The 24,990-nt window shown below is 73.8% G+C and carries 24 protein-coding genes, 1 pseudogene and 1 riboswitch; of the genes and pseudogenes, 12 read left to right on the top strand and 13 right to left on the bottom strand.

Annotated elements, in window-relative coordinates; genetic code table 11:
- The first annotated feature begins 30 nt into the window (after nt 1-30).
- Both MHY29_RS04485 and MHY29_RS04480 read left to right on the top strand, forming a co-directional pair.
- Entirely contained in the window at nt 31-1,314 is a 1,284-nt protein-coding gene (locus MHY29_RS04485) for an acyl-CoA dehydrogenase family protein (RefSeq protein ID WP_239238402.1), read from the top strand.
- Nucleotides 1,315-1,386: 72 nt separating this feature from the next.
- Nucleotides 1,387-1,638, top strand: coding sequence for a hypothetical protein (locus MHY29_RS04480; protein ID WP_239238401.1), 252 nt, complete (start codon nt 1,387-1,389; stop codon nt 1,636-1,638).
- On the opposite strand, the gene MHY29_RS04475 is transcribed toward MHY29_RS04480, so the two are convergent.
- The 3 genes from MHY29_RS04475 to MHY29_RS04465 all read right to left on the bottom strand — a co-directional run bounded on the left by MHY29_RS04475 (nt 1,595) and on the right by MHY29_RS04465 (nt 4,742).
- Nucleotides 1,595-3,523, bottom strand: coding sequence for a metallophosphoesterase (locus MHY29_RS04475; protein ID WP_239238399.1), 1,929 nt, complete (start codon nt 3,521-3,523; stop codon nt 1,595-1,597). The genes MHY29_RS04480 and MHY29_RS04475 overlap by 44 nt on opposite strands.
- A gap of 106 nt (nt 3,524-3,629) precedes the next feature.
- Nucleotides 3,630-4,067 (bottom strand): hypothetical protein, encoded by a 438-nt coding sequence (locus MHY29_RS04470; protein WP_239238397.1) that lies wholly within the window; start codon nt 4,065-4,067, stop codon nt 3,630-3,632.
- 147 nt (nt 4,068-4,214) lie between these two features.
- Complete coding sequence (locus MHY29_RS04465; RefSeq protein ID WP_239238395.1) at nt 4,215-4,742, bottom strand: putative sulfate exporter family transporter; 528 nt, start codon at nt 4,740-4,742, stop codon at nt 4,215-4,217.
- A 131-nt stretch (nt 4,743-4,873) separates the two neighbouring features.
- Nucleotides 4,874-4,993, top strand: a riboswitch (glycine riboswitch).
- Between the two features lie 258 nt (nt 4,994-5,251).
- Between MHY29_RS04465 and gcvP the strand changes: the two genes are divergently transcribed.
- From gcvP to MHY29_RS04450, 3 genes are all read left to right on the top strand, one after another.
- Entirely contained in the window at nt 5,252-8,098 is a 2,847-nt protein-coding gene (gene gcvP / locus MHY29_RS04460) for an aminomethyl-transferring glycine dehydrogenase (protein ID WP_239238403.1), read from the top strand.
- Nucleotides 8,099-8,110: 12 nt separating this feature from the next.
- Nucleotides 8,111-9,277: a glycine cleavage system aminomethyltransferase GcvT gene (gene gcvT, locus MHY29_RS04455; RefSeq protein ID WP_239238393.1), complete on the top strand. Its 1,167-nt coding sequence runs from the start codon at nt 8,111-8,113 to the stop codon at nt 9,275-9,277.
- 149 nt (nt 9,278-9,426) lie between these two features.
- A complete protein-coding gene (locus MHY29_RS04450; RefSeq protein ID WP_239238391.1) occupies nt 9,427-10,275 on the top strand; it encodes a thermonuclease family protein in 849 nt (282 codons plus the stop codon).
- A 27-nt stretch (nt 10,276-10,302) separates the two neighbouring features.
- Here MHY29_RS04450 and MHY29_RS04445 read toward each other — a convergent pair whose 3' ends face one another.
- A complete protein-coding gene (locus MHY29_RS04445) occupies nt 10,303-10,998 on the bottom strand; it encodes a response regulator transcription factor (RefSeq protein WP_224355671.1) in 696 nt (231 codons plus the stop codon).
- Nucleotides 10,999-11,063: 65 nt separating this feature from the next.
- On the opposite strand from MHY29_RS04445, the gene MHY29_RS04440 reads away from it, so the two are divergent.
- Nucleotides 11,064-11,276, top strand: a complete 213-nt coding sequence (locus MHY29_RS04440) for a hypothetical protein (protein ID WP_239238389.1) — start codon at nt 11,064-11,066, stop codon at nt 11,274-11,276.
- Nucleotides 11,273-12,520 (top strand): sensor histidine kinase, encoded by a 1,248-nt coding sequence (locus tag MHY29_RS04435; protein ID WP_224355669.1) that lies wholly within the window; start codon nt 11,273-11,275, stop codon nt 12,518-12,520. Before MHY29_RS04440 ends, MHY29_RS04435 begins: the two co-directional genes overlap by 4 nt.
- 268 nt (nt 12,521-12,788) lie before the next feature.
- Here MHY29_RS04435 and MHY29_RS04430 read toward each other — a convergent pair whose 3' ends face one another.
- The 6 genes from MHY29_RS04430 to MHY29_RS04405 form a co-directional block, all read right to left on the bottom strand.
- On the bottom strand, nt 12,789-13,271 hold the full coding sequence (locus MHY29_RS04430) for a hypothetical protein (RefSeq protein WP_224355668.1): 483 nt from the start codon (nt 13,269-13,271) through the stop codon (nt 12,789-12,791).
- 86 nt (nt 13,272-13,357) lie between these two features.
- Nucleotides 13,358-14,401 (bottom strand): hypothetical protein, encoded by a 1,044-nt coding sequence (locus MHY29_RS04425; RefSeq protein WP_224356865.1) that lies wholly within the window; start codon nt 14,399-14,401, stop codon nt 13,358-13,360.
- A gap of 74 nt (nt 14,402-14,475) precedes the next feature.
- On the bottom strand, nt 14,476-14,733 hold the full coding sequence (locus MHY29_RS04420) for a hypothetical protein (protein ID WP_239238387.1): 258 nt from the start codon (nt 14,731-14,733) through the stop codon (nt 14,476-14,478).
- 132 nt (nt 14,734-14,865) lie between these two features.
- Complete coding sequence (locus MHY29_RS04415; protein WP_239238385.1) at nt 14,866-15,507, bottom strand: amidohydrolase; 642 nt, start codon at nt 15,505-15,507, stop codon at nt 14,866-14,868.
- A gap of 125 nt (nt 15,508-15,632) precedes the next feature.
- Nucleotides 15,633-16,364: a DsbA family protein gene (locus MHY29_RS04410; RefSeq protein WP_224355667.1), complete on the bottom strand. Its 732-nt coding sequence runs from the start codon at nt 16,362-16,364 to the stop codon at nt 15,633-15,635.
- Nucleotides 16,361-17,215: a hydroxymethylpyrimidine/phosphomethylpyrimidine kinase gene (locus tag MHY29_RS04405; protein WP_239238383.1), complete on the bottom strand. Its 855-nt coding sequence runs from the start codon at nt 17,213-17,215 to the stop codon at nt 16,361-16,363. The genes MHY29_RS04410 and MHY29_RS04405 overlap by 4 nt, the downstream gene beginning before the upstream one ends.
- A 79-nt stretch (nt 17,216-17,294) precedes the next feature.
- Here MHY29_RS04405 and MHY29_RS04400 point away from each other — a divergent pair.
- The 3 genes and pseudogenes from MHY29_RS04400 to MHY29_RS04390 all read left to right on the top strand — a co-directional run.
- A pseudogene (locus MHY29_RS04400) lies at nt 17,295-17,858 on the top strand (DUF4126 domain-containing protein); the annotation flags it as partial.
- On the top strand, nt 17,855-18,178 hold the full coding sequence (locus tag MHY29_RS04395) for a putative quinol monooxygenase (RefSeq protein ID WP_239238377.1): 324 nt from the start codon (nt 17,855-17,857) through the stop codon (nt 18,176-18,178). The pseudogene MHY29_RS04400 and the gene MHY29_RS04395, both read left to right, overlap by 4 nt.
- Nucleotides 18,179-18,311: 133 nt before the next feature.
- Nucleotides 18,312-18,947 (top strand): GNAT family N-acetyltransferase, encoded by a 636-nt coding sequence (locus MHY29_RS04390; protein WP_239238376.1) that lies wholly within the window; start codon nt 18,312-18,314, stop codon nt 18,945-18,947.
- Between the two features lie 35 nt (nt 18,948-18,982).
- On the opposite strand, the gene MHY29_RS04385 is transcribed toward MHY29_RS04390, so the two are convergent.
- Entirely contained in the window at nt 18,983-19,597 is a 615-nt protein-coding gene (locus MHY29_RS04385; RefSeq protein ID WP_239238375.1) for a TetR/AcrR family transcriptional regulator, read from the bottom strand.
- Between the two features lie 140 nt (nt 19,598-19,737).
- Here MHY29_RS04385 and MHY29_RS04380 point away from each other — a divergent pair, with 140 nt between their 5' ends.
- Nucleotides 19,738-20,952, top strand: a complete 1,215-nt coding sequence (locus MHY29_RS04380) for an acyl-CoA dehydrogenase family protein (protein ID WP_224355662.1) — start codon at nt 19,738-19,740, stop codon at nt 20,950-20,952.
- 136 nt (nt 20,953-21,088) lie between these two features.
- On the top strand, nt 21,089-22,702 hold the full coding sequence (locus MHY29_RS04375; protein ID WP_239238374.1) for an AMP-binding protein: 1,614 nt from the start codon (nt 21,089-21,091) through the stop codon (nt 22,700-22,702).
- Nucleotides 22,703-22,730: 28 nt separating this feature from the next.
- Here the strand turns inward: MHY29_RS04375 and tgt are convergent, their stop codons facing one another.
- A complete protein-coding gene (gene tgt, locus MHY29_RS04370) occupies nt 22,731-24,089 on the bottom strand; it encodes a tRNA guanosine(34) transglycosylase Tgt (RefSeq protein WP_224355660.1) in 1,359 nt (452 codons plus the stop codon).
- A 133-nt stretch (nt 24,090-24,222) separates the two neighbouring features.
- Nucleotides 24,223-24,990, bottom strand: a 768-nt coding sequence (locus MHY29_RS04365) for a glutamine amidotransferase (RefSeq protein WP_239238373.1), incomplete at its 5' end; no start/stop codon positions are given.

Here is a 24,990-nt window from a genome sequence, read left to right as displayed (position 1 = left end):
CGCTCCACCCCTGTCGAAGGAGACGCCGCCATGACCCCCTCGCCGACCCCCTCGCCCGCCTCCGCCGAGCCCGCGGCCAGCCCCGCCACGGGCGTGCTCACCGTGGCCGCCGCCGTGCACCCCGGCCACGCCGCCGCCCCCGCCGCCGCGGTGACGGACGGCCTGCCGGACGTCGACCTCTTCGACCTGCGTTCGCTCCTCTCCGCCGAGGAGCGCGCCCACCTGGAGCGCATCGAGGCGCACCTCGAGGAGCACGTCCGCCCCCACCTGGCCGAGCCGTGGAACACGGAGACCCTGCCCATGGAGATGCTCCCCGGGCTCGCCTCGGTGGGCCTCGGCGAGCTCGACTTCCTCGGCGCCTCCCGCCTCTTCCAGAACCTCGTGCACGTGGCGATCGCCCGCGTGGACCTGTCCTTCTCCGCGCTCGTGGGCATCCACAACGAGCTCAACATCGGCTCGATCGAGCGCTTCGGCACCGAGGAGCAGAAGCAGCGCTGGGTGCCGGCGCTGCGCCGCTTCGAGGCGCTCGGCGCGTTCTGCCTCACCGAGCCGGACCACGGCTCGGACATCGCCGGCGGCGTGGAGACCACCGCCACCCCCGACGGCGACAGCTGGATCCTGCGCGGCACCAAGCGCTGGATCGGCGCGGGCACGGTGGCCGCCGTCGCCCTGGTGTGGGCCAAGGACGTCTCGGACGGCGAGGTGAAGTGCTTCCTCGTCCCCACGGACGCCCCCGGCTTCTCCGCCTCCAAGATCACCGGCAAGACGGGTCTGCGCATCATGCAGAACGCGGACATGGTGTTCGACGACGTCCGCCTCGGGCCCGAGGCGCTCCTGCCCGGCGCCGGCTCCTTCGACGCCACCCGCGAGATGCTGCGCGACTCCCGCGCGTGGGTGGGCTGGCAGGGCGTCGGCGTGCAGCAGGGCATCCTGCGCACCCTGCGCGAGTACGCGCTCACCCGCACGCAGTTCGGCCGGCCGCTGGCGAAGTTCCAGCTGATCCAGGCCGCGATCGCGCAGGTGGCCGGCAACCTCGCCGCGGCCACGGGGCTGATGATGCAGGTGCAGCGCCTGCAGGACGACGGCACCCTGGAGATGGTCCACGCCGCCGCCGCCAAGGCCACCTCCACCCGCCTGGCCCGCGAGTCCGCGGCCCTGGCCCGGGATGCCATGGGCGGCAACGGGATCGTGGCCTCGTACGAGATGGCCCGGTTCATGGGCGACGTCGAGGCCATCTACACCTACGAGGGCACGCAGAGCATCAACGCGCTGCTGGTCGGCCGCGCCCTCACGGGGGTCTCCGCCTTCGTCTGAGCCGCCCCTCGACCCGCGACGACGTCGGGCCCCCTCCGCGAGACCCTGCTCCACCGGCGCCGGCTGGTCCTGATGAGCGCACTCATCACCCTGCTCGCCCTGGGCCTGACGACCGGCCTGTGCTGCGGCGTCCCGTACGCCACCATGACCGAGCCGATGCCGGCCCACGTGCACTCCACGGGCATCGCGATCGGGTACGACGTGCCCGTGGCGGTCTTCGGCGGCCCCGTCCCGGCAGCCTCCCCGGTCCCGACGTCGTCGTGCGAGCGTGCGTCCGCGCTCAGCGGCGCGGCAGCGGCACGCCGTTCCGGTCGAACCGGATGACCTGCACGTCGTCGTAGGCGCGGCGCTCGGTGCGCACGAGCCTGTACTGCGAGTCCAGGATCGGGAACACGTACATCGGCGTCAACGTCATCTCGGCGCTCTGGCCGCGGCGCTTCAGGTCGATCTGCAGGTGGCCGTAGTGCATGCCGCCGTCCACGAGCTGGCGCACGCCGTCCACGTCCGCCCAGGTCTCGGGCTCGTGGGTGTTGGCGGTCCACTCCATGTGCGTGTTGAACCGCACGGGCTCGTACTCGCCGGCCGCGTTCTTCGCGTACTTCTCGCCGCGCAGGCCGTCCGAGGCCACGCCCACGTCGTAGGAGTGGAAGCCCACGCCGTCGCCGTCCGCGTCCACCCAGGAGCGCTGGAACATCTCGTCGTGGCCGGAGATGACGACGGCGACGCCGTGCTTCTCCAGCAGCGGCGCGTAGACGCGCATCGCGACGCCGGACTGGTCGTCCGGGACGGCGTGGTTGGGCGGGGTGCCGTGCTCGCCGATCGAGAACGGCACGTGGTGGAACTCGACGAGGATGATCTGCCCGTTGGCCCGCGCGTCGGCGAGCTGCTCTTCGGCCCACGCCCACTGGGCGTGGCCGGGGTTGAAGACGGGCAGGTCGGCGTCGGCCGGCGTGCTGCCGGGGAAGACCTTCGGGAAGGCGGCCTCGTACTCGGCCTGGGTGAACGAGCCCTGCGTGTCGGTGGGCATCGCGGCGGCGGTGAGGCCGCGGTCGTCGCCGGAGATCGGCGCGCCGGAGAGCGGGCCGTTCACGGACTCGTCCGGGACGCCGTTGGTGGAGTCCAGGGTGATGATCGTCAGCGGGCCGTGGTCGGTGCGGTAGTAGGAGCCGCGGAAGCGCGGGTTCTGCCGGTCCGTGCCGGCGCCGGTGCGCTCGAAGTAGGCGTGGTACTTGTTGCGCGAGCGGACCACGGGGGAGCGGTCGGCGGGGGTGCCGTAGCCGCCGTTGAGCGCGGCGAAGGTCTCCCAGTTGCCCAGGGCGGTGATGAGCGGCACGCGGGAGGCGATGTCAGAGTGCTCGCCCGCGACGTGGCGGAAGAACTCGTCCCAGCCGGGCTGGTAGCCGGCGCCCTGGCCGAGGTCGCCGGCCACGAGGAGCAGGTCCGGGTCGGCGGCGTCGATGTGCGCGATGTTCTCGCGCAGGCCCACGTCCTGCGTGAGCGGGTACTTCAGGGTGAACGCGCCGTAGCGGACGGTGGAGCCGAAGGTCTGCTGCCACAGGGACCCCTCGCCCGGGCGGGGCAGGGAGCCCTCGGTGTAGGGGGTGACCTGGCTGAGCTCCCACTCGCGGTTCTCGATGCGGCCGTAGGGCTCGGTCTCGGTGTCGGAGAACGCGATGAGGCGCAGGTCGGACCAGTCGCGGCCGTCGTCGGCGGTGCGGAAGGAGGCGGTGTGGCGCTGCCCGCCCTGGGTGACGGTGTAGGTGTACTCCTTGCCCGGCTTCAGGCCGGCGAGGGAGACGCGGTGCTTCCAGTTCTCGGCACCGAGCAGCCAGGAGCCCTGCGGCAGGCCCGTGAGGGTCTGGGTCAGCTCCTTCTGCGTGTAGGCCAGCAGCGGCTGCAGCTCGGGGGCGGAGACGCGCGTGCCGGCCGGGCGGGTGCGGCCGTTGCCGTGGTTGTTCCCCAGGCCCGGGCCCGAGACGACGACGGTGCCCGCGACCGGCCGCTCGGAGAACCACACGAGGTCCATCGAGGTGGCGGTGGGCTCCATCAGGTACGGCAGGACGCGGAAGCCGTCGGCGCCGGCCGGCACGGCGGGGGCGTGCTGCGCGGTCTTCGCCAGGGCGGCGGGTGCGGTGGTGGCCACGGTGCCGGTCACGACGGCGGCGGCCAGGGCGCGCAGGCCGGTGCGGCGGGAGAAGGCGGGGTTCACGGGGACCTCCGGGGTGTCGGTGCGGGGACTGTGCCAGGGTGCTGGACGCGTTCGTCCTGGGTCTCAGCAGGAGGTGGACGGTGGGCGACCGACGCGTGAACGGGTCTCACGCGCCGTCCGCAGGACCTCCTGCGGGGCGCCACGCGCTCCGCCGCAGCGCCCAGGCCCAGGCGACGGCGAGGAGCACCCCGGAGGTCAGCACGTATCCCGGGAGATGCCGGGCATCCGCGTTCTGCAGCCAGAGCGAGGCGACGCCCGCCGCGATCCCCGCCTGCACGCCGCCGGCGATCAGGACGTGGAGCCAGCGGGGGTGCACCCGGCGGAGCCCGGCGAGCAGCGGCGGCGAGACCAGTGCGGCGACGAGGGCGTGGACCGGTCCGATGCCGAACAGGACGGTGAGCCCGAGGAAGGCGTCGAGCCCCTCGGCGCCCAGGAGCTGAAGGAACGCCACCTCGAACCCGCCCGCCGCGGCCCCGAGGAAGCCCATCAGGAACGCGAGGGCGTCGTAGTCCCAGCCTGCGCGCTTCGCTGTGCGGTTCACCATGCGTGGGCCCCCTCCGTCGTCCCCAGTGGAGGGGCCGCGCAGGCGGCGTCTCCCCGGCCCCGTTTCGGATGCGGAAGCGCCGGGCCCGCCCCCGTTTCATCAACGAAAACGCCGGGCCCGGCCCCGTTTCATCAACGATAACGCCGGTCAGCCGAGCAGCGCCGCCCCCGCCCGGCCCGCGGCCAGCGCGACGGACGTCGACCCGGCCCCCAGCACCAGGGGCCGGGGCCCGCCGGCGGCCACCACCTGTGCCACCTCGTGCGTGGATGCCCCGATCCACAGGCCGGCCGCGCGCTCGCCGAGGCCCAGGGCGCCGGTCAGTGCGGGCAGGAGCGGGATCATCAGGGTGCCGAAGAGGACCACGAGGCCGATCGCGGTCGCGGCCATCTCGCGGCGGGCCCGGACCACGCCGTCCGCCGCCGCCACGGCGGCCGCGCCGCAGATCGAGAACCCGGAGGCCACGAGGGCGGTGAGGTCCCACGGCAGGCGCAGCGCCCGGCGGAGCGCGAGCGTCGCGGTGAAGGTCAGGGCCACCACGCCCACGACGAGCCCGACCGCGCCCCAGCCCAGGGCCAGCACGTCCGAGAGCAGCAGCTGCAGGCCCAGCAGCACGATCCCCGCGCGCAGCACCGGCTTCGCGGCGACCGCGATGCCCGGCTCGAGCCGGGCCGGCACCGGGGCACCGGGGCGCCGGGCCGGCGGGCGGGGGAGCGGGGTGTCGGGGCGGAGTCGGTCACGGCTCCACCATAGGCCGAGCGTCCCCCTGTGGCCCCGGGCACGTCTGTGGGATACTCGATGCACGCCGCATGCCCCACGCGGGAGAGCGCCGGCGCGTGTGCCGCCCTCCGGGCGGGATGCGCGGGCCGGCCGCCGAAGGAGCAAGTCCTCCCCGGGAATCTCTCAGGCATCCGTACCGCCCGGGGTCAGGCGCTCTGGAAAGCGCCCCGCCGCGCGCCCGCACCCGCGGCCGCGCAGGGGCCACCGACGGTGCAAGCCGGCCTGCGGGCGGTGGAAGCTCTCAGGTCACAGGACAGAGCGGGGAGGAGCAGACCCACGCCGTGCTCGGCAGGACCCCTCGGAGGTAGCTCGTGACCAGCCCCCTGACCCCCACGGAGCCGCGGGACACCGCGTCCGCCCCGTTCGTCGCCCGCCACATCGGACCCCGCGGGGAGGACGTGCGCCACATGCTCCAGACACTGGGCCTCGGCTCGGTGGACGAGCTCGTGGACACCGCCGTCCCCTCCGTGATCCGGCAGTCCGCGCCCCTGGACCTGCCCGCCCCCCTCACCGAGGCCGCCGCCCTGGAGCAGCTGCGCGAGATCGCCGGCCGCAACGTGGTGAAGACCCAGATGATCGGCCAGGGCTTCTACGACACCGTGACCCCCGGCGTCATCCTCCGCAAGGTGCTGGAGAACCCGGCCTGGTACACCGCGTACACCCCCTACCAGCCGGAGATCTCCCAGGGGCGCCTCGAGGCCCTGCTGAACTACCAGCAGATGGTGGAGGACCTCACGGCCCTGCCCATCGCCAACGCCTCCCTGCTGGACGAGGCCTCCGCCGCCGCCGAGGCCGTGCTCCTGATGTACCGCGCCAACCGGAAGAAGGCCGACGGCATCACCCTGCTGGACGCGGACCTCTTCCCGCAGACCCTCACCGTGGCGCAGATGCGCGCCGAGGCCGTGGGCCTGGAGGTGCGCGTCGCGGACCTCTCCGCGGGCATCCCCGAGGACGTGCGCGCCGAGGTCGAGGAGAAGGGGCTCTGCGGCGTCGTGCTGCAGCAGCCGGGCGACTCCGGCCGCCTCCACGACCACTCCGCCGTGATCGCGCAGGCCAAGGAGGCCGGCGCGCTGATCACCGTCGCCGCGGACATCCTCTCCCTGGCCCTCATCACGCCCCCCGGCGAGCAGGGCGCGGACATCGCGATCGGCTCCACCCAGCGCTTCGGCGTGCCGCTGTTCTTCGGCGGTCCCCATGCCGCCTACCTGGCCGTGCGCGAGGGCCTGCAGCGCTCCATGCCGGGCCGCCTCGTGGGCGTCTCCCACGACGACGCGGGCAAGCCCGCCTACCGCCTGGCCCTCCAGACCCGCGAGCAGCACATCCGCCGCGAGAAGGCCACGTCGAACATCTGCACCGCCCAGGCGCTGCTGGCCATCACGGCCTCCATGTACGCGGTGTACCACGGCCCGGCCGGCATCACGGCGATCGCCCGCCACGCCCACGCCCAGGCGCACCGCCTGGCCATCGCGCTCGCGGGCGCCGGCGTGGAGGTCGCCCACGCCGAGTACTTCGACACCCTCACGCTGAACGTCCCCGGCCGCGCCGAGGAGGTCGTGCGCGCCGCCGAGGAGGCGGGCGTGAACCTGCGTCTCGTGGACGCGGACATCGTGCGCGTGGCCTGCGATGAGACCACGGTGGACGAGGACCTCGCCGCCGTGCTCACCGCCTTCGGCGCCGACCCGGCCTCCCTGCCCGCCGCCCCGCACGAGGGCGCCGTCCAGACGCCGGCCGTGCCCGAGGCCCAGCGCCGCACCTCCGCGTTCATGACGCACCCGGTGTTCAACACCCACCGGTCCGAGACCCAGATGCTGCGCTACATCACCAGGCTGGCCAACCGGGACCTCGCGCTGGACCGCACGATGATCCCGCTGGGCTCCTGCACCATGAAGCTCAACGCCACCACGGAGATGGAGGCGATCTCCTGGCCGGAGTTCTGCGCCATCCACCCGTTCGCCCCGGACCACCAGACCGAGGGCTGGCGCTTCCTGATCTCCGACCTCGAGGAGCGCCTCGCGGAGATCACCGGCTACGCGGGCGTGTCCGTGGCCCCGAACGCGGGCTCGCAGGGCGAGTTCGCCGGCCTCTGGGCCATCCGCCAGTACCACCTGGCCCACGGCGACGGCGAGCGCGACGTCTGCCTGATCCCCGCCTCCGCGCACGGCACCAACGCGGCCTCCGCGGTCCTGGCGGGCCTGCGCGTCGTCGTCGTGGCCACGGCGGACGACGGCACGATCGACTCCGCCGACCTCGACGCGAAGATCGCGGCGCACGAGGGCCGGGTGGCGGCCATCATGATCACCTACCCGTCCACGCACGGCGTGTTCGACGGCGACGTGACCGAGGTCTGCGACAAGGTCCACGCGGCCGGCGGCCAGGTCTACATCGACGGCGCCAACCTCAACGCGCTGGTGGGCCTGGCCCGGCCGGGCGCCTTCGGCGGCGACGTCTCCCACCTGAACCTGCACAAGACCTTCTGCATCCCGCACGGCGGCGGCGGCCCCGGCGTCGGCCCGGTGGCGGTGGGCGAGCACCTGGTGCCGTTCCTGCCCTCGGCCGAGCGCCTGGTCACCGCGGCGCCGCACGGCTCCGCGGGCGTGCTGCCGATCTCCTGGGCGTACATCGCCATGATGGGCGGCGAGGGCCTCAAGGACGCCACCGAGCAGGCCCTGCTCAGCGCGAACTACATCTCCCGCCGCCTCGCCGACCACTACCCCACGCTCTACACAGGCGAGGGCGGCCTCGTGGCGCACGAGTGCATCCTGGACCTCCGCGAGCTCACCGCGCAGACCGGCGTCACCGCGGAGGACGTCTGCAAGCGCCTGATCGACTACGGCTTCCACGCGCCCACCCTGGCGTTCCCCGTGGCCGGCACGCTCATGGTGGAGCCCACCGAGTCCGAGGACCTGGCCGAGCTGGACCGCTTCATCGACGCGATGATCTCCATCCACGCGGAGATCACGGCGACCACTCCGGAGACCGTGGAGCAGTCCGTGCTGCGCCGCGCCCCGCACACCCTCGGCGCCACCACCGGCGAGGACTGGGACCGCCCCTACACGCGCGCCCAGGCCCTCTACCCGCTGCCCTCCCTGGTGGACGACAAGTACCTCCCGCCGGTGGGCCGCATCGACGGCGCCTACGGCGACCGCAACCTGGTGTGCTCCTGCCCGCCGCCGGAGGCCTTCGAGGAGGCCGCCGCGTCCCCCGAGTCGACCGAACCCGTCTCCGCGGCCGACACCGCGTCGACCAGCCACTGAGAGGAACGCACCATGACCGAGTCCACGCGCAACTCCCCCCTGCACCCCGTCCACGAGGCCGCGGGCGCCTCGTTCACGGACTTCGGCGGCTGGAACATGCCGCTGAAGTACGGCTCCGAGCTGGCCGAGCACAAGGCCGTCCGCGAGTCGGCGGGCCTCTTCGACCTCTCCCACATGGGCGAGGTCCGGGTCTCCGGCCCCGAGTCCGGCGCCATGCTGGACCACGCCCTCTCCAGCTCCATCTCCGTGCTGAAGCCGGGCCGCGCCAAGTACGCGCTCTGCCTGACCGACGCCGGCACCGTCCTCGACGACCTGATCGTCTACCGGACCGACTCCGGTGCGGAGGGTGAGGACCAGGAGTTCCTGGTGGTGCCCAACGCCGGCAACATCTCCGCGGTCGTCACCGCCCTGACGCAGCGCGCGTCCGGCTGGGAGGTCGAGGTCCACGACGAGTCCTCCACCACCGCCCTCGTGGCCGTGCAGGGCCCGCAGTCCGAGGCGATCCTCGCGCGGCTCATGCCCGCCTCGGCCCAGGAGCTCGCCGAGCTGAAGTACTACGGCCACGTCACGCTCACCGTGCCCACCGCGGCCGGGGACGTGCAGGCCGTGGTGGCCCGCACCGGCTACACCGGCGAGGACGGGTTCGAGCTGTTCCTGCCGGCCTCCTCCACCGCAGAGGCCGGGGACCGCGGCTCGGCCGTGTGGTCCGCCGTCGTGAAGGCCGCCGAGGAGGCGGGGATCGCGCTCACCCCCTGCGGCCTCGCCTCGCGCGACTCGCTCCGTCTCGAGGCGGGCATGCCGCTGTACGGCAACGAGCTGGACACCGCGCACCAGCCGCACGCCTCCGGCGTATCCTTCGCCGTGCCCGCCTCCAAGGAGGGGGACTTCGTGGGCAAGGCGGCGCTCGTCGGCAAGGACGAGGTCGAGGAGGTCCTCGTGGGCCTGAAGGGAGAGGGCCGCCGCGCCGCCCGCCACGGCTACTCCGTGCTCGACGCCGACGGCGCCGTGATCGGCGAGGTCACCTCGGGCGCCCCCAGCCCCACGCTCGGCCACCCGGTCGCCATGGCGCGCATCCGCCGAGAACACGCCGCGGAGGGCACCTCCGTGCAGGTGGACCTGCGCGGCAGGGGTGAGCCCTTCACCGTGGTCCCGCTGCCCTTCTACACGCGGGCCCGCTGATCCGGGGGCGGTGACGGTCGGGGGCGTGTCCAGCACGCCCCCGACCCGTCTCCCCGCCCCCGCGCTAGACTCGGCCTCCGGGTGCCGCAGCGGCGCGTCGCGTCGTCGCCGGTCCCATCGCCCCTGCCGTCCCTGCCCGAGGAAGTCCCATGACCCACGTCGCCGCCCAGGCCCGCGTGCCCAAGAAGGGCCTCATCGTCTTCCTGGTGGTGGCGGGCGTCCTCCTGGCGCTCGGCGCGGCGAGCGCGGTGCGCGGTCTCGTCGTCGCGCGCGACACCGTCGAGGTGGTGCGCGTGGTGGACGGCAACCACGTGGTCGTGAACGCGGATGGCGAGGAGCGCACGCTCACCCTGGCCGGTGTGCGCTCGGCCATCCGCAACCCCGAGGGGCTGCGCGTGGGCCCGGAGTACTGCATGGGCGAGGAGGCCTACGCCTGGCTCCGGGACCGCCTCCCGCAGGGCGCCACCGTGCGGGTGGACCGCTCGGACGAAGGCGCCCCGGAGGGGGAGCAGTCCGCGGTGTTCACGGTGGCCGGCAAGGAGGTCAACGTGGACATGGCCAAGGCCGGCATGGCCGCGCCCACCGGCCTGGGCGTCAGCGGTGACCTCGAGGAGCAGATCGCCCAGGCCAACCAGCAGGCGCAGACCGCCGGGGGCCGGAACAACGGCGTGGGCCTGTACAACCGGGACGAGACCTGCACCCTGGGCTACCAGCTCTACGAGGCGCAGACGGAGTTGGAGAAGGTCCCCACCGCGCCGGCCGCGAACACCGTCGTGGAGATCGACAAGAAGTCCGTGGAGTACGCGAACGCCTTGGACGCGGTGCGCCTGGTGCAGCAGCGGATCGAGGGTCTGGACGCCTCCAGCGGCGACTTCACGGGCCTGGCGTACGCGCCGGCCAAGGACCGGCTCCTGGCGCGGGCGAACCCCGTCGTGGACGAGGGCATGCAGGTGCTGCGCGACCTCAACGCGCAGCGCAACGCCCTCGCCGGCGGCTGACGGCCGCCGGGTGGACCCCGGCCCAGCTCAGTCCAGGGACAAGGTGACCAGGCCCAGCTGCGCGGCGCGGATGACCACCTGCACGCGGTCCCGCACCTCGAGCTTGTCGATGACCCGGCCCACGTTGGCCTTGACGGTGGACTCGGACACCTGGAGCTCCGCGGCGATCTCCGGGTTGGACCGGCCGCGCGCCAGCAGCGTGAGGACCTGATGCTCCCGTTCGGTCAGGTCGGAGCCGTCCGGATCGCCCGGCTCGGCGGCCGCGGGGCCGACCACCGGGTGGTCTCGCTCCACGGCGGCGATCAGCTTGGCGGCCACGGCGGGGGAGAGCACGGACTCGCCGCGACGCACGGCCTCCACGGCCCCGAGCACGGTGGCCGGCTCCGCGTCCTTGAGCAGGTAGCCGGCGGCGCCCGCGCGCAGGGCGGGGACGAGATAGTCCTCGGAGGAGAAGGTGGTGACGGCCAGCACCCTGGTGCCCGGCCGGGAGGCGGTGATCCGGCGGGTGGCCTCCACGCCGTCCATGCGGGGCATCTGCATGTCCATGAGGACGACGTCCACGCGGGTGGCCTCGACGGCCTCGACGGCCTCGACGCCGTCCGCCACCAGGCCGACGCAGCGCATCCCGGGCGCGGAGTCCACCAGGACGCGCAGAGCGCCGGACATGAGGGGCTGGTCGTCGGCGATCAGGACGCGGATCTCGTCCTCGGGGGAGTCGGGCATGGCTCCACAGTAGACGCGCCCGGAGGAGGGATGAGACCGGGGTCGGTGGAGGCATAATCGGAGCCATGAAGCGCCTGAACGTCACCGCACGCCTCGCCGCTGCAGTCCTCCTCGCCGCCGGCCTCTCCGCCGCCCCGGCCTCCGCCGCGTCCCCCCTCCCGGTCTCGGACGGCGTCGTCGCCGAGGCGGGCCTCGCGCCCGTCCGGGACGGGGGCGTCGACTCGGGCGTGCGCGACGGCTTCTGCACGGTCTTCCCCTTCATGTGCGACGAGCGGTGAGCCGAGCGCGCCTCGGGTCGACCCTCCGCTCCCTGCTGGACCCGGTGAGCCCGCCCGCGGGCGGGAGGGTCCGGTTCTGGGATGCGGCGCCCGCCAACCGGGTCTACCTCGTGGTGGGCTCCGTGTTCTCCGTCGCCTCCACGACCTCGGACGTGATGATCGAGCTGGGGCGGGGCGGTGGCGACACGCGTGCGGACATCGCCTTCATGGTCCTGGCGTGCCTCGCCTTCCTGGCCCAGTGGTGGCGCACCACCGTGGCCTATGCGGTCGTCCTGCTGCTGATGGCCGCCTCCCTGGTCGGCGGCGACGCCGTGTCCGTCGTCCTCGTGCTGCCGTTCGTGCTGGGCACCGTGGTCGCCACCGCGCAGTCGGGACGCTACCTCCTGGCCGCCGGCGCCACGGCACTCGCGTGGGTCGTGGCGGTGAGCCTGGTCGGCTCCGGGAAGGTCGACGGGGTGGCGTGGCTCACCCTGCTGCTCGTGGTGGTCGGGCTCGGTGTGGGGGCGTCGATCCGGGCGGCGAAGCTGCAGCGGGTGCAGGACGGCCGGCGCATCGCCGAGGCGGAGCGGCTGGCACGGGAGGCGGCCGAGCGGGAGCGGCGCATCCTGGCCCGGGACCTCCACGACATCGTCGCGCACAACCTGACGATCATCGCCATGCAGGCGAACGCGGCGCAGTACCTCGGCACGCCCGAGGCCGCGCAGCAGGTGGTGCGCGTGGTCGGGGAGTCGGCCCGGGACGCGCTCACGGACCTGCGTCGCATGCTCTCCATCCTCCAGGAGGACGGCGTGGTGGAGCCTGCGCCGACGCCGGGCACGCCGGAGACGGACGACGCCGCCACGGTGGCCCAGCTGGGGCCGGGGGCGGAGCGTCTGGCGGAAGAGCTGCGCCTGGCGGGCGTGGACGCCGCGGTGCGGGTGGAGCTCGGGGAGGTGGGCCTGAACCTGGGAGTGCGCGCGGCGCTGTACCGCGTGATGCAGGAGTCTGTGACCAACGTGGCCAAGCACGCCGGCCCGGGTCAGGCCTGCGAGATCTCCATCGAGGCGCGGGGTGGCGAGGTGGTCCTGGAGGTGGTCAACACGCTGCCGGAGGACGGTCCTCGGTCCGTGGTGGGGAACTCCTCGCGGGTGGGGCTGACCTCGATGCGGGATCGCATCGAGGCGTTCGGCGGCCGCCTGGAGGTCGGCCCGTGCGGAGGCGACCGGTGGCGGGTGCGGGCGGCCGTGCCCCGGCCAGAGGCGTAGTCTCCGGACGACGACGCCGCACCGAGTGATCTACGTCACAATAGGGTCGGAAAGTGTAGACCTTCGTCCACTGTCGGCCGCGGCCCTCCCCTTCCTAGACTCGGAGGTGCCCCATGAGACGGTGCACAGATAGAGGAAGCCACGAGCCGGGATACATGCCTGAGGGGATGCGGGCCCCGGACGTGCTTCTGAGAGGGACGATGATCCACGGATCATCGTCCCTCTCGCCGTCGTGGGGCCGATCCGCCCCCGGCGGAGGGCGGGGGACTCAGCTCCGGGGCTCGGCGCCGGGGACGACGTCCACCAGCGGCCGCGCGGCCAGGCGCCCCAGGCCCATCAGCACCGCGGCGGGAAAGCCGATCACGGGGATGAGCATGGGCAGCACGCCGCCCACGCCCTGCGCCAGCACCACCAGCCCGTAGAGCATGCCCACCAGGGCGTAGGCCAGCACGTGCACCCACTGGTTGAGCACGTGGCGGAAGGCCCGGTTGACCAGCAGGCACAGCGGCAGGCCGATCACCAGGCCGGCGATGCCCACCACGGTCAGCAGGGGCGTCAGGGTGCCGAAGCGCTGCAGGGACGGGATCAGGGTGAGGGCCAGCACCACGGCCGCCATGAGCAGGTTGGGCAGCAGCCAGGCCACCAGGAAGCCGTTGAGCCCCATCCGCAGGCGCGGGCGCGGGCCCGAGACGGCGCGCGCGGCCTTCCGGCGGGCGCGGGCGGTGGACTTGACCGGGGCGGGGGTGGTCATGGAGCGGCTCCGAATTCACGACGACGGCGGGCGATCCCCCACTCTAGACGGCGCCCCTGTCCACGGCCCGGGACGGAACCGGGGGCTCAGGGGCGCCGGTCGCCGTCCACGGTGAAGGTCAGCTCCTCGACGCCGGGGAAGGCCTCGAGCTCCTGGAACGCGTCCCAGGCGGCGACGCCGTCCTCCACGTCCTCCGGAAGGGTGATGACCAGGGCGCCGAGCTCGCCGTCGATCACCTGCAGGCGCAGCTCCAGCTCGTGCCCGTCCTCGGTCGTGAAGCGGCCGCGCACGGGCCACACCATGTCGTTCGGGATGGCCCGGGCCACGCCGGTCTCCTCCTCGACGACGAGCGGCGTCCAGTCCGGGACCTTGCCGTCCTCCCGGATCTCCTCCGCCACCGAGGCGGCGGTGCGCACGTGCGGCAGCTGGGCGCGCAGCGCGGCGGCGCCGGGAAGCTCGCGCCCCTCATCCAGCGACGGGTCGAGCAGGGTGTCCAGGAGGACGACGACCTCGAGGGGCAGTGCCTCCGTCTCCAGGGCGCCGGCCGGGTAGGCGTCCGAGGCCTCGTTCACGGGCGGCAGCCCGTCGACGTCGTCCTCGCCGGCCTCGGCCGAGACGGCCTCCCCCAGCAGGAACGGGACCGCGGGGGCGGCGAGGACCTCCTCCGTCCTGCGGCGACGGCGGGCGCGGAGGGACACGCCCACGCCCGCGGCGGTCCCGGCCAGCGAGAGGGCCAGGGGCAGGCCGGCGCCGCGACCGGCGTCGGCGAGGCGCTCGAGCGGGGTGGGCTCCGGCGTCGCGAGGCGCTCGCGCAGGACGCGGACCAGGGCGGCGAGGGAGCCTGCGGCGAGGGTGCCGCCACCGATCCACCACAGCAGGCGCCCGGGAACGCGCGCGTCCCGGACCTCGACCACGGGGCGCTCGATGCGCTCGGACTCCGTGACCACGGTGCGGACCACGGGCGGCCTGGTCTCACCGGTGCGGGTGGAGACGGTGCGCTCGATGCGCTCGGACTCCGGGACAGCGGTGTCGTGGACGACGGGGGCGTCGGCGTGGGCGGGGTGTTGCGGCTCCGCGAGGCGGTCGGCCGGCGGGTCGGTGCGGGTCTCGGGCGTGCGCGGGGTCTCCATGCGGACAGTCTGTGGCACATCGGGGCGGCCTGTCCCGGGGCGGCGTGCGCCCGCCCCGGGGCCACGGTGCGCGGTCAGCGGCCCACGTAGTGCAGCAGCCCGGCCAGGGCCGCGTGCACGCCGGTGGTGAGCGTGGGCTCCATGACGGGGCCGAACTGCGGGGTGTGGTTCGCGGGGTTGTCCCCGAAGTCCTCGCCCTCGAAGCCCCCGACGAACCAGGAGACCAGCGGCACGTCGATCGCGTCGGTCAGGGCGCCCACGTCCTCGGAGCCCATCAGCGGGCCGATCTCCATCACGCTCTCCTCGCCCAGCTCCGCGGCCACCGCGGCCATGACGGCGGCGGTGGCGCCGACGTCGTTGTGGGCGCGGGGGAACGAGTTGTAGCGCTCGACGGTGGGCTCCGGGGCGCCCGAGGCCAGGGCCTCGGCCGTGAGGATGCGCTCGATGGACGCGGAGACCTTCTCTCAGACCTCCGGGGTGGGGGGGCGGACGTTGAGGGCGATCTCCGCGGTGTTCGGGATGATGTTCTCCTTGAGGCCGGCGTGGAAGGTGCCCACGGTCACGACGGCGCGGCCCGTCGGGGCCGCCTCGCGGGAGACGATGCACTGCAGGCGGGTCACCGCGGAGGAGGCCATGAGGATCGGGTCGATGGAGCGCTCCGGCATGGAGCCGTGGGCGCCCTTGCCGTGGAACGTGACCTTGAAGGAGTCCGCCAGGGACATGGCGTCGCCGCTGACGTAGCGGATGGTGCCGGTGCGGGCGGGCATCACGTGCTGGCCGAGCACCGCGACCGGGCGCGGCGCGCGGTCCCACAGGCCGTCCTCGAGCATCGCGGCGGCACCGGCGGCGGTCTCCTCGCCGGGCTGGAAGACGAACACCACGGTGCCGGCCCAGGCCTCCGGGTGGGCGGCCGGCACGCGGGCCGCAGAGACGGCCATGGCCACGTGCGTGTCGTGGCCGCAGCCGTGCATCACGGGGACGTCCGTGCCGTCGGGCAGGGTGCCGCGGTCCGTGGAGGCGTACTCGAACCCGGTGCCGCCCACGCGCTCGTGCGGGACGCCGAGCTCGTCCAGGCGGGCTTCGATCCAGGCCGCGGTCTCGGTCATGGTGTCCTCCTCGAGGGGTCGCGGGGATCGTTCCGGGCCATGGGCCGCCGCGCTCGGGCGCCCGGCCAGGGAGGATCCCCGGCCGGGGCCTGCGCGGCGAGGAGCGGTTTGCCGCGGCCGCCCGCTCAGGCGCAGCCGTCGGGGCCGCAGGCCTGGCCGATGAGAGGCGCGTCGTCGTCGTCCGCCGCGGCGGCGGGCGTGAAGGCGCGCAGCGGGGCCCGCTCGGCCCAGGTCTGCGCCAGCGCCTGCGCGAAGAGCTCCGGCGGCTGTGCCCCGGAGACGGCGTACTTCCCGTCCAGCACGAAGAAGGGGACGCCCGTGACGCCCACGGCGCGGGCCTCCGCGAGGTCGGCGCGCACCGCCTCGGCCCAGCGCTCGTCCGTGAGGGCCTCCTCGACCTGCTCGGCGCTCAGCCCGGCCGCGGCGCCCAGCTCGGCGAGCACGGCGGCGTCGCCGATGTCCTGCCCGCGCTCGAAGTGCGCCGCGAACAGGGCCTCCTCCAGGGCGGAGGCCGCCTCGGCGGAGACGGCTCTTGCCCGCTGGATCACGCGGTGCGCGGGGAACGAGTTGGCGACGACGATCGCGTCCATGTCGTAGGTCAGCCCCTCGCCGGCGGCCTGCATGACCACGTGGTCCAGCATCCGGCGCACCTGCGGCTCGGCCAGGCCCTTCATGCGGGTGAGGTACTCGACCTCGGTGAGGTCCGAGCGCTCGGGCAGGGTGGGGTCCAGCTGGTAGCTGCGCCACTCCACCTCCACCTGTTCCGCGTGCTCGAAGCCGGCCAGCGCCGTCTCGAACCGGCGCTTCCCGATGTAGCACCACGGGCACGCGACGTCCGAGTAGACGGTGACCTTCATCGGCCGGCCTCCGGGGTCTCGCGCAGCCCGCCCTGCCAGAGCGCGGCGAACGGGGTCCTCCCCTCCACGGCCTGGGCGATGCCCGCGGTCACGAACGCCTTGGCCCGGCGGGCCGCCTCGACGGGCTCGGCGCCCTTGGCGAGTTCCGCCGTGACGGCGGCGGCCAGCGAGCAGCCCGCGCCGGAGACGCCGGAGTCCCCGATCTTGGGGGTGGCCAGCACCTCCTCGTGGTCGGCGTCCACGAACACGTCGACGGCGTCGGGGCCCTCGATGTGCATGCCGCCCTTGGCGAGCACGGCAGCCCCGGAGATCTCGTGGATGCGACGGGCGGCGGCCGTCAGGTCCTCGACCGTGCGCACGGCCATGCCGGAGAGCTGCTCGGTCTCGAAGTGGTTGGGCGTGGTGAACGTGGCCAGCGGCAGCAGCTCCGCCTTCAGGGCCTGGTCCGTGTCCAGGGCGTGGCCGGGCTCCTGGCCCTTGCAGATCAGCACCGGGTCCAGGACCACGTGGTCCCAGGCGTGGCCGCGCAGGGCCTCGGCGGTGGTGCGGATGGTCTCCGGGGAGCCCTGCATGCCGAGCTTCACGGCGCGCAGCTCATCCGGGTAGTCGGCCAGGATCGCCTCCAGCTGAGCGGCCTGCACGTCCTGCGGGACGGGGAAGAACCGGTGGTTCCAGTCGTCCGCGGGGTCGAAGGAGACGATGCACGTCAGGCTGAGGATGCCGAACACGCCCAGCTCCTGGAACGTCTTGAGGTCGGCCTGCGCGCCGGCGCCGCCGGTGGCCTCGGAGCCGGCGATCGCCAGGGCCAGGGCGGGTGCGACGGATCGGGGGGTGGTCGTCGTCGTGGTCATGGGCTCATGGTAGGAGGGAAGACGGCGGACCCGCCCGGCGTTCTCTCACGGGTGAGGCCCCACGGCCCCCTCGGCCGGCCTCAACGCCTTCATCCCCATGCTGGCCCTGGGCCTGCTGGACCGCTTCACCCCCCTCGTGGACCTGCCCCCGGCCTGGGCGTGGCTGTCCTCCGACGTCGCCCTGTGGGTGGTCGGGATCCTCCTGGTGCTGGAGGTGGTCGCGGACAAGATCCCCGCCGTGGACGCGGTGAACGACGTCGTCCAGACCGTGGTGCGCCCGGCGGCGGGCGGCATCACGTTCGCCTCGGGCGTGGGCGCCCAGACGGTCACCGTGCAGCGGCCGGACACCCTGCTGGACTCCCAGGTGTGGGTGCCCACCCTCATCGGCGCCGCCATGGCGCTGCTCGTGCACCTGACCAAGGCCGGCACGCGGGCCGCCGCCAACACGGTGACCATGGGCACGGCCGCCCCGCTGCTCTCCACCGCCGAGGACGCCTCCGCCGTGGTGCTCACCGCCGCCGCGCTCTTCCTGCCCGTGCTGGTGCTCGTGGTGCTGCTGGCCGTGCTGGTCGGGCTGTGGGCCATGGCACGGAGGTTCAGGGCGGGACGCCGCGGCGGCCGCCGTGCCACCATGGCGTCATGATCCTGATCAACCTGAAGTTCACCGTGAAGCCCGAGCTCGCCGACCAGTGGATGGACGCGGTGGCGAAGTACACCGCGGACGTGCGCTCCGAGCCGGGCAACATGTTCTTCGAGTGGTACAAGCCGGTCGAGGGCGGGGACAACGAGTTCTTCCTGCTGGAGGGCTTCACCGACGAAGGTGCGCAGGCCCACGTCGCCTCGCCGCACTTCCAGGAGGGCATCGACGCGATGCGCCCCCTGCTGCAGTCCACCCCGCAGATCATCTCCGAGCAGGTCGGCGCCGAGGGCTTCGGGCCGATGGGTGAGATCCAGATCGACTGACGCCCGCGCGTCGGGACCCCGCCGCGCGCGGGCAGGGCCCTCCCCGGCACCCCCGGGGAGGGCCCTCGTCATGGTCGGTCACGCTGGCCGCCGCCCCTGTTGCCCGCATCACATGCGGGCATAGCGTGAGGCCATGAGCACCGAGAAGGGCAGCACCGCCACCCCGACCTACCGCGCCGCCCACGTGCCCGAGGGCCAGGACCTGGGCCATCGCTGGTCCACGCGCTTGGCCCACCACGACGACCCCGCCGACCGCCGCGCCATCCGGCAGATCGCGGAGCTCACGTTCGAGTCCTCCGCCGAGGCGGACCTCGTGGAGGAACTGGTGGCCTCCGGTGAGGGCTGGCTGCCCCAGTACTCCCTGATGGCGATGACCGCCTCCATCCCCGGCACGGACCTCTACTCCGACCCCATGGGCTACGGCACCCTGGTGCGTGCCCACATCGACGACGCCGAGGTCCTCGCCCTCGCCCCCCACGGCGTGCTCCCCGAGCACCAGGGCGAGGGGGCGGGCACGGCGCTCGTCAACGCGCTCCTGGAGAAGGCGCAGAAGGACGGCGAGCAGGCCGTGGTCGTCTACGGCTGGCCCGAGTACTACGCCAAGTTCGGCTTCCGCCCCGCCGCCGAGCACGGGGTGACCGCCGCGTTCGCCACGCAGCCCGAGGCCCTGCAGGTCATCGCCCTGCAGGAGGGCGCCGAGATCCCGTCCGGCGAGTTCCGCTACCCGCCGGCGTTCGGCGCGGAGAACGCGCAGGTCGCCGGCCGCTGAGGCCGGTCCGCTGCGGTCCAGGGCCGTGGCGGACGTCAGTCCAGCAGGGCCCGGACGGCGGCCAGGCGGGCCTCCGCCTCGCCCGGCTCGCGGGTGAGGCGGAGGATCACCTCGTCGAGCTGGGCGCCCAGGGCGGCCTCCGCCGCGGTCGGGTCCGGTGCCTCCGCATGCAGCCAGCCGCGCAGGGCCGCGTTGTGCACGGCCACCACGGCCGCCGCCAGCCCGACGGCGACGCTGCCGCGTGTCGGGGTGTCCGGCAGGCGCTCGGCGAGCCAGCGCGAGAAGAGCTGCTCGTAGCGGTGGGAGGCCAGCAGCTCCCGTGTCCGGAGGGCCCGGGAGCCGCGCAGCAGCCGTGCCCGGGCGCGGGCCCGCTCCGGGTGCTGGACGTGGTGGCGGAACACCTGGAGGCCGGCCTCGCGCAGGGCGGTCGGCAGGGGCAGGGACGTGCTGTGCAGCAGGTCCTCGAGGCGGGGCAGGAGCTGCTCGTGGTCCGCGAAGACCACCTCCTCCTTGCCGCCCACGTGGCGGAAGAAGCTCGCCCGGCTCATCCCGGCCTCCCGGGCCAGCTGGTCCACGGTGACGTCGTCGTACCCCTGGCGGTCCAGGAGGTGGATCAGGGTGGTGAGGGTGTCCTCCGGCACGGCGGTCATGGGGTTCATGGTGTCACGCCGGAGCGGGGTGGGATACGCCGTCCAGATGTTTGAGACGGAGTGTCAGGGATGTGTATCGTGGGCCACACAGTCACCCCGCGCGGGCGCCCGTCCCGCCGCACCGCCCCCGGAGGCACACCATGACCGAGACCCTGCCCACCGCAGAGCCCGACTACTCGACGATCACCGGCCCCCTCGACACCGACGCCTACGCCGTCTTCGCCGAGCTGCCCGACGAGGATCTCGCCCTCGCCCGCGCCGCCCGCGCGTTCCTCACCCCCGAGGTGCAGAAGCGCCTCCAGGAGGCCTGGGACACCGGCGAGTACCCCACGGAGCTCATCGCCGGCCTGGCCGAGGCGGACCTGCTGCGCGACGGCGTCGCGGTGGAGGGCAAGCCGGCCCAGTCCCGCCTGGCCTGCGGCCTGGCGGCCATGGAGACCTCCCGGATCGACGGCTCGCTCGCCACCGTCGTGGGCGTGCAGGGCGGCCTGGCCATGCGCTCCATCGAGATGTGCGGCTCCGACGAGCAGAAGGCGAAGTACCTGCCCGCGATGGACCGCGGCGAGCTCTTCGGCGCGTTCGCCCTGACCGAGCCGACGCACGGCTCCGACTCCGTCTCCCTCCAGACCACCGCCACGAAGGTCGAGGGCGGGTGGCGCATCAGCGGCCACAAGAAGTGGATCGGCAACGGCGCCGCCGGCGGCATCACGGTCACCTGGGCCCGCTCCGCGGAGGACGGCCAGGTCAAGGGGTTCATCGTCCAGCAGGACGCCGAGGGCTACTCGGCCGAGGTGATCCGCGGGAAGATGTCGCTCCGCGCCATCCATCAGGCCCACATCACCTACGACGACGTGTTCGTCCCCGACGAGGACGTGATGCCGGGCGCCCAGTCCTTCAAGAACACCGCCGCCGTGCTGTTCGCCACCCGCCTGGGCGTCGCCTGGGCCGCCGTGGGCCATGCCCTGGGCTGCTACGAGGCCGCCGTGCAGTACGCGAAGCAGCGCGTGCAGTTCGGCCGCCCCCTGGCGGAGTCCCAGATCGTGCAGGAGCGTCTGGCCCGCATGCTCTCCGAGCTGACCCAGGTGCAGCTGCTGGTGCTGCGCGCCGCGCGCCTCGAGGACGCCGGCAAGCTCACCGGCCCGCAGGCGTCCCTGGCCAAGTACTCCGCCACCCGCACCGCCCGCTCGATCGCCGCGAACGCCCGCGACCTGCTCGGCGGCAACGGCATCCTGCTGGAGAACGAGGTCGGCAAGCACTTCGCGGACATCGAGGCCATCCACACCTACGAGGGCACGGAGACCGTCCAGGCCCTGATCGTGGGCCGCGACATCACCGGCGTCGGCGCCTTCGCCTGAGCCCGCCGGCCCGGGATCGCCCGGCCCCACGACGACGGCGCCCCCTCCCCGTGCGGCGAGGGGGCGCCGTCGTCGCCCCTGGTCCCATGTGTCTGGGTGATGGACCTTCGGACGTCCGATGAGGCAGGATCGGGGCATGGACGTGACGCAGGACACCCTCGCCCCCGAGCTCGCCGTCGCCCGCACCGAGCCCCTCACGCCGCTGGCCTTCCTCGGCCGCGCCGCGGCCGTCTTCGGGGACCGCGAGGCCGTGGTCTACGGGGACATGCGCTGGAGCTACGCCGAGTTGGCCGCGCACGTGCAGTCCCTGGCGCGGGCGCTCACGGCGCGCATCGAGCCCGGGCAGACCGTGGCGGCCATCCTCCCCAACGTGCCCGCCATGCTCGCCGCCCACTACGCCGTGCCCCTGGCCGGCGGCGTCCTCACCGCGCTCAACCCCCGCCTGACCCCGCGCGAGCTGGAGTACATCCTCGAGCACGCCGAGGCCCGCGTGGTCCTCGCCGACGGGGACGTCGCCGCGGAGGTGCGCGGCGTCGTCGAGCAGATCGGCACGGGCGCCGCCGTCGCCGAGGTCGTGGACGCCGCCGCGGGCCACGCCGCCCCCGACGCCGGCCTGCTCACCTATGACGCGCTCCTCGCGGAGGGCGCCGAGGGCGAGGACCTGCCCTGGGCCGTGGCGGACGAGACCGCTCCGATCACCCTGAACTACACCTCCGGCACCACCGGCCGCCCCAAGGGCGTGCGCTACACCCACCGGAGCGCGCACCAGACGGCGGTGGCGAACGTGATCACCCAGGGCTACGACGGCGCCACCCGCTACCTGTGGACCCTGCCGATGTTCCACTGCAACGGCTGGACCCGTCCCTGGGCCGTCACCGCCGCCGCCGGCACCCACGTGTGCCTGCGCGCCGTCCGCATGGACCCCATCTGGGACGCTCTCGACGACGAGGGCGTCACCCACCTGTGCGGCGCGCCGATCGTGGCCGCGATGATCATCGAGTCCGAGCGGGCCCACCCCGTGGACCGCGAGATCCGCATGGCCGCCGCCGGGGCCGCGCCGCCGCCGTCGGTGATCGCCGCGCTCGAGGGGCTGAACATCACCCCCGTGCACGTCTACGGGCTGACCGAGACGCACGGCCCGTTCACGATCTGCGAGCCGCAGCCCGGCTGGGCCGAGCTGGACCGCGCCGCGCGCGCCCAGGTGATGGCGCGCCAGGGCGTGGCCATGCCGATGGTGGGCCAGGTGGCCGTGGTGGACATGGACATGAACCCGGTGCCCGCGGACGGGCGGACCATGGGCGAGGTCGTCATGCGGGGCGAGGGCGTCATGCTCGGGTACTACAAGAACCCCGAGGCCACCGCCGAGGCGTTCCGCGGCGGCTGGTTCCACTCCGGGGACCTCGGCGTCATGCACCCGGACGGCTACATCCAGCTGCGCGACCGCGCCAAGGACATCATCATCTCCGGCGGGGAGAACATCTCCTCGATCGAGGTCGAGGGCGTGCTGCACGCGCACCCGGCGGTGACGGACGTGGCCGTCGTCGGCGTCTCGGACGCTCGCTGGGGTGAACGCCCCGTCGCCTACCTCGTGCTCGACCCGGCCTCCGGCCCGCTCGACGTGGAGGCGCTCAGGGCCCACTGCCGCGAGCATCTGGCCGGGTTCAAGGTCCCGGACCGGTTCGAGGTCGTGGAGGAGATGCCCCGCACCGCCACCGGCAAGATCCGCAAGAACGAGCTGCGCCGGAGCTGATGCGCCCCGGCGCAGGGCGGCGTCGTCGTCAGCCCTTCGGGGCGTAGTAGCGGCCGAGCGTCTCGGCCTTGAGCTCGGCGAACGTGCCGGCCTGGATCGACGCGCGGATCCGGTCCACGAGGGAGACCGTGAAGCGCTCGTTGTGGATGGAGATGAGGGTGTGCGCCACCATCTCCTTCGCCTTGAACAGGTGCCGGAGGTACGCGCGGGAGTAGTGGGCGCACGTGTAGCAGTCGCACTCGGGGTCCAGCGGGCCGAAGTCCCGCTTGTACGTGGCACCGGGCAGGTTGTAGCGGCCGTCGCGCGTGTAGAACGCGCCGGTGCGGGCGACGCGCGTGGGGGAGACGCAGTCGAAGGTGTCCGCGCCGTTCTCCACGGCCCGGAACAGGTCGTCCGGCTCGGAGATGCCCAGCAGGTGGCGGGGCCGGTCCTCCGGCAGCTCCTGCGCGCACCAGCCCACGATCGTCCCGAGGTTCTCCTTCTCGATGGCTCCGCCGATCCCGTAGCCGTCGAAGCCGTGCGCCGTGGCCGGGCGTTCGCCGGCCGCCGCGAACTCCGCGGTCATGCCGGAGAGGTCCCGGCAGGCCTTGCGACGCAGGTCCTCGTACTGGGCGCCCTGGATGACGCCGAACAGCCCCTGGTAGGGGCGGCCGGCGCGCTCCGCGGTGAGGCGGGCGTGCTCGTCCAGGCAGCGCTGCGCCCACCGGCGGGTCCGCTCCAGGGCCTCCTCCTGGTAGCCGCGCGAGTTGTGCAGGGTGGTCAGCTCGTCGAACGCGAACATCACGTCCGCGCCCAGGTTGTGCTGGATCTGCAGGGAGCGCTCGGGCGTGAACCGGTGCCGGTCCCCGGTGAGGTGGGACTTGAACCAGACGCCGTCGTCGTCCACGTTGGCCAGGCGCTCCTTGCCGGGGGCGACGGCGTCGTCCGCGCCCTGGCCCTCGGGGGCGGCGGGGCCCTTCATGTCGATGACCTTCTTGAAGCCCGAGCCCAGGGACATCACCTGGAAGCCGCCCGAGTCCGTGAACGTGGGGCCGGGCCAGTTCATGAACGCGCCGAGGCCGCCGGCCTCGTCGAGGAGGTCGTCGCCGGGCTGCAGGTACAGGTGGTACGCGTTGGCCAGCAGGGCCTGCGCGCCAAGCTCCGCCATGGACTCCGGCAGCACGGCCTTCACCGTGGCCTGCGTGGCCACCGGGATGAATGCCGGGGTCTGGATCTCCCCGTGCGGGGTGCGCAGCACGCCGGTGCGGCCCAGCGCGATCCCGTCCGCGCCAGGGGCGTCCAGCCGCTCGCGGACCTCGAAGCCGAGGTGGTCCGGGTGGGCGGGGTCGGACGTGACGGCGGACGACGACGTCGGGCCGGCGGTGCCGGGTGCGGAGGTCTCAGGCATGGGGTCCAGGGTAGTGGGGACACCCGGGTGGCGGTCCCGCGGAAGAGCACGTACACGGCCTGGGTGGGCGGCTCCCCGGGCGGAGGGCATCTGCGGCAGGGTGCCGTGGACGGTCTCCGGCCGCACGCGGGCCTCAGCCGTAGATCGCGCGGAAGCGCTCCAGGATGCGCGGCGGGATCGGGGCCTCGCGGGCGCGGATCGCGGCGAACATGTCGTCGGCCTCGTGCGCCGCGAAGTAGCCGTGGTCCGCGTAGATCTCCAGGCGCTCCAGCAGCCCGGCCTGGTCGAGCTCCGGGTGGAACTGGGTGGCGTAGAGGTGCTCGCCCACCCGGAACATCTGCACGGGGCACGCCTGGCCGGTGGCGAGCAGCACGGCGCCCGGGGGCAGCTCCCGCACAGCCTCCTTGTGGCCCACGTACGCCGCGAACTCCGCAGGCATGCCCTCCAGCAGTGGGTCCCGGAGGCCCTCGGAGGTCAGCGCCACGTCGATCGGCCCGGGCAGCTCCCGGTAGGTGGTGTCCACGACGCCGCCGGCGGCCCGTCCCAGCGTGCCCACCCCGTAGCAGCAGCCCAGGAACGGGGTCTGCCGGGCGAGGACCAGCGCCATCAACCGGCCCAGCTCCGCCTCCACGGCCACCTGCAGGTCCGACTTCGACTCCTCCGGGTCCGAGCCCGTGAACGGGCTGCCCGGCAGGATCACGCCGGCCACGTCCGCGAGCTCCGCCTCCCAGTCCACCGCGCCGGCGTGGGCCTCGCCCTCGGCGTCCAGCACCCGCCGGTCGAGCCGCAGGACGCGCAGCGTGGCGTCGTCGTACCCGCCGAGGCGGCGCACCGACTCGGCCTCGGCGGCGGCCGCATCCTCCTCCGGGCGGGTCTGCACCAGCAGGAAGGGGCGCGGGGC

Origin of the sequence: Micrococcus sp. ACRRV, assembly GCF_022346985.1 — a bacterium.
In the GTDB taxonomy this organism is placed as follows: domain Bacteria; phylum Actinomycetota; class Actinomycetes; order Actinomycetales; family Micrococcaceae; genus Micrococcus; species Micrococcus porci.
This window is presented reverse-complemented; position numbering and strand designations above follow the sequence as displayed.

Excerpts from the sequence above, each read along its gene's own strand:
- MHY29_RS04385 (WP_239238375.1), bottom strand. The coding sequence starts at position 19,597 with ATGACCGCCGTGCCGGAGGACACCCTCACCACCCTGATCCACCTCCTG.
- MHY29_RS04380 (WP_224355662.1), top strand. The coding sequence starts at position 19,738 with ATGACCGAGACCCTGCCCACCGCAGAGCCCGACTACTCGACGATCACC.
- MHY29_RS04450 (WP_239238391.1), top strand. The coding sequence starts at position 9,427 with ATGACCCACGTCGCCGCCCAGGCCCGCGTGCCCAAGAAGGGCCTCATC.
- MHY29_RS04410 (WP_224355667.1), bottom strand. The coding sequence starts at position 16,364 with ATGAAGGTCACCGTCTACTCGGACGTCGCGTGCCCGTGGTGCTACATC.
- gcvT (WP_239238393.1), top strand. The coding sequence starts at position 8,111 with ATGACCGAGTCCACGCGCAACTCCCCCCTGCACCCCGTCCACGAGGCC.
- MHY29_RS04390 (WP_239238376.1), top strand. The coding sequence starts at position 18,312 with ATGAGCACCGAGAAGGGCAGCACCGCCACCCCGACCTACCGCGCCGCC.
- MHY29_RS04405 (WP_239238383.1), bottom strand. The coding sequence starts at position 17,215 with ATGACCACGACGACGACCACCCCCCGATCCGTCGCACCCGCCCTGGCC.
- MHY29_RS04445 (WP_224355671.1), bottom strand. The coding sequence starts at position 10,998 with ATGCCCGACTCCCCCGAGGACGAGATCCGCGTCCTGATCGCCGACGAC.
- MHY29_RS04395 (WP_239238377.1), top strand. The coding sequence starts at position 17,855 with ATGATCCTGATCAACCTGAAGTTCACCGTGAAGCCCGAGCTCGCCGAC.
- MHY29_RS04440 (WP_239238389.1), top strand. The coding sequence starts at position 11,064 with ATGAAGCGCCTGAACGTCACCGCACGCCTCGCCGCTGCAGTCCTCCTC.
- gcvP (WP_239238403.1), top strand. The coding sequence starts at position 5,252 with ATGCTCCAGACACTGGGCCTCGGCTCGGTGGACGAGCTCGTGGACACC.
- MHY29_RS04485 (WP_239238402.1), top strand. The coding sequence starts at position 31 with ATGACCCCCTCGCCGACCCCCTCGCCCGCCTCCGCCGAGCCCGCGGCC.
- tgt (WP_224355660.1), bottom strand. The coding sequence starts at position 24,089 with ATGCCTGAGACCTCCGCACCCGGCACCGCCGGCCCGACGTCGTCGTCC.
- MHY29_RS04420 (WP_239238387.1), bottom strand. The coding sequence starts at position 14,733 with ATGGCCGCGGTGGCCGCGGAGCTGGGCGAGGAGAGCGTGATGGAGATC.
- MHY29_RS04415 (WP_239238385.1), bottom strand. The coding sequence starts at position 15,507 with ATGACCGAGACCGCGGCCTGGATCGAAGCCCGCCTGGACGAGCTCGGC.
- MHY29_RS04470 (WP_239238397.1), bottom strand. The coding sequence starts at position 4,067 with ATGGTGAACCGCACAGCGAAGCGCGCAGGCTGGGACTACGACGCCCTC.
- MHY29_RS04375 (WP_239238374.1), top strand. The coding sequence starts at position 21,089 with ATGGACGTGACGCAGGACACCCTCGCCCCCGAGCTCGCCGTCGCCCGC.
- MHY29_RS04425 (WP_224356865.1), bottom strand. The coding sequence starts at position 14,401 with ATGGAGACCCCGCGCACGCCCGAGACCCGCACCGACCCGCCGGCCGAC.
- MHY29_RS04430 (WP_224355668.1), bottom strand. The coding sequence starts at position 13,271 with ATGACCACCCCCGCCCCGGTCAAGTCCACCGCCCGCGCCCGCCGGAAG.
- MHY29_RS04480 (WP_239238401.1), top strand. The coding sequence starts at position 1,387 with ATGAGCGCACTCATCACCCTGCTCGCCCTGGGCCTGACGACCGGCCTG.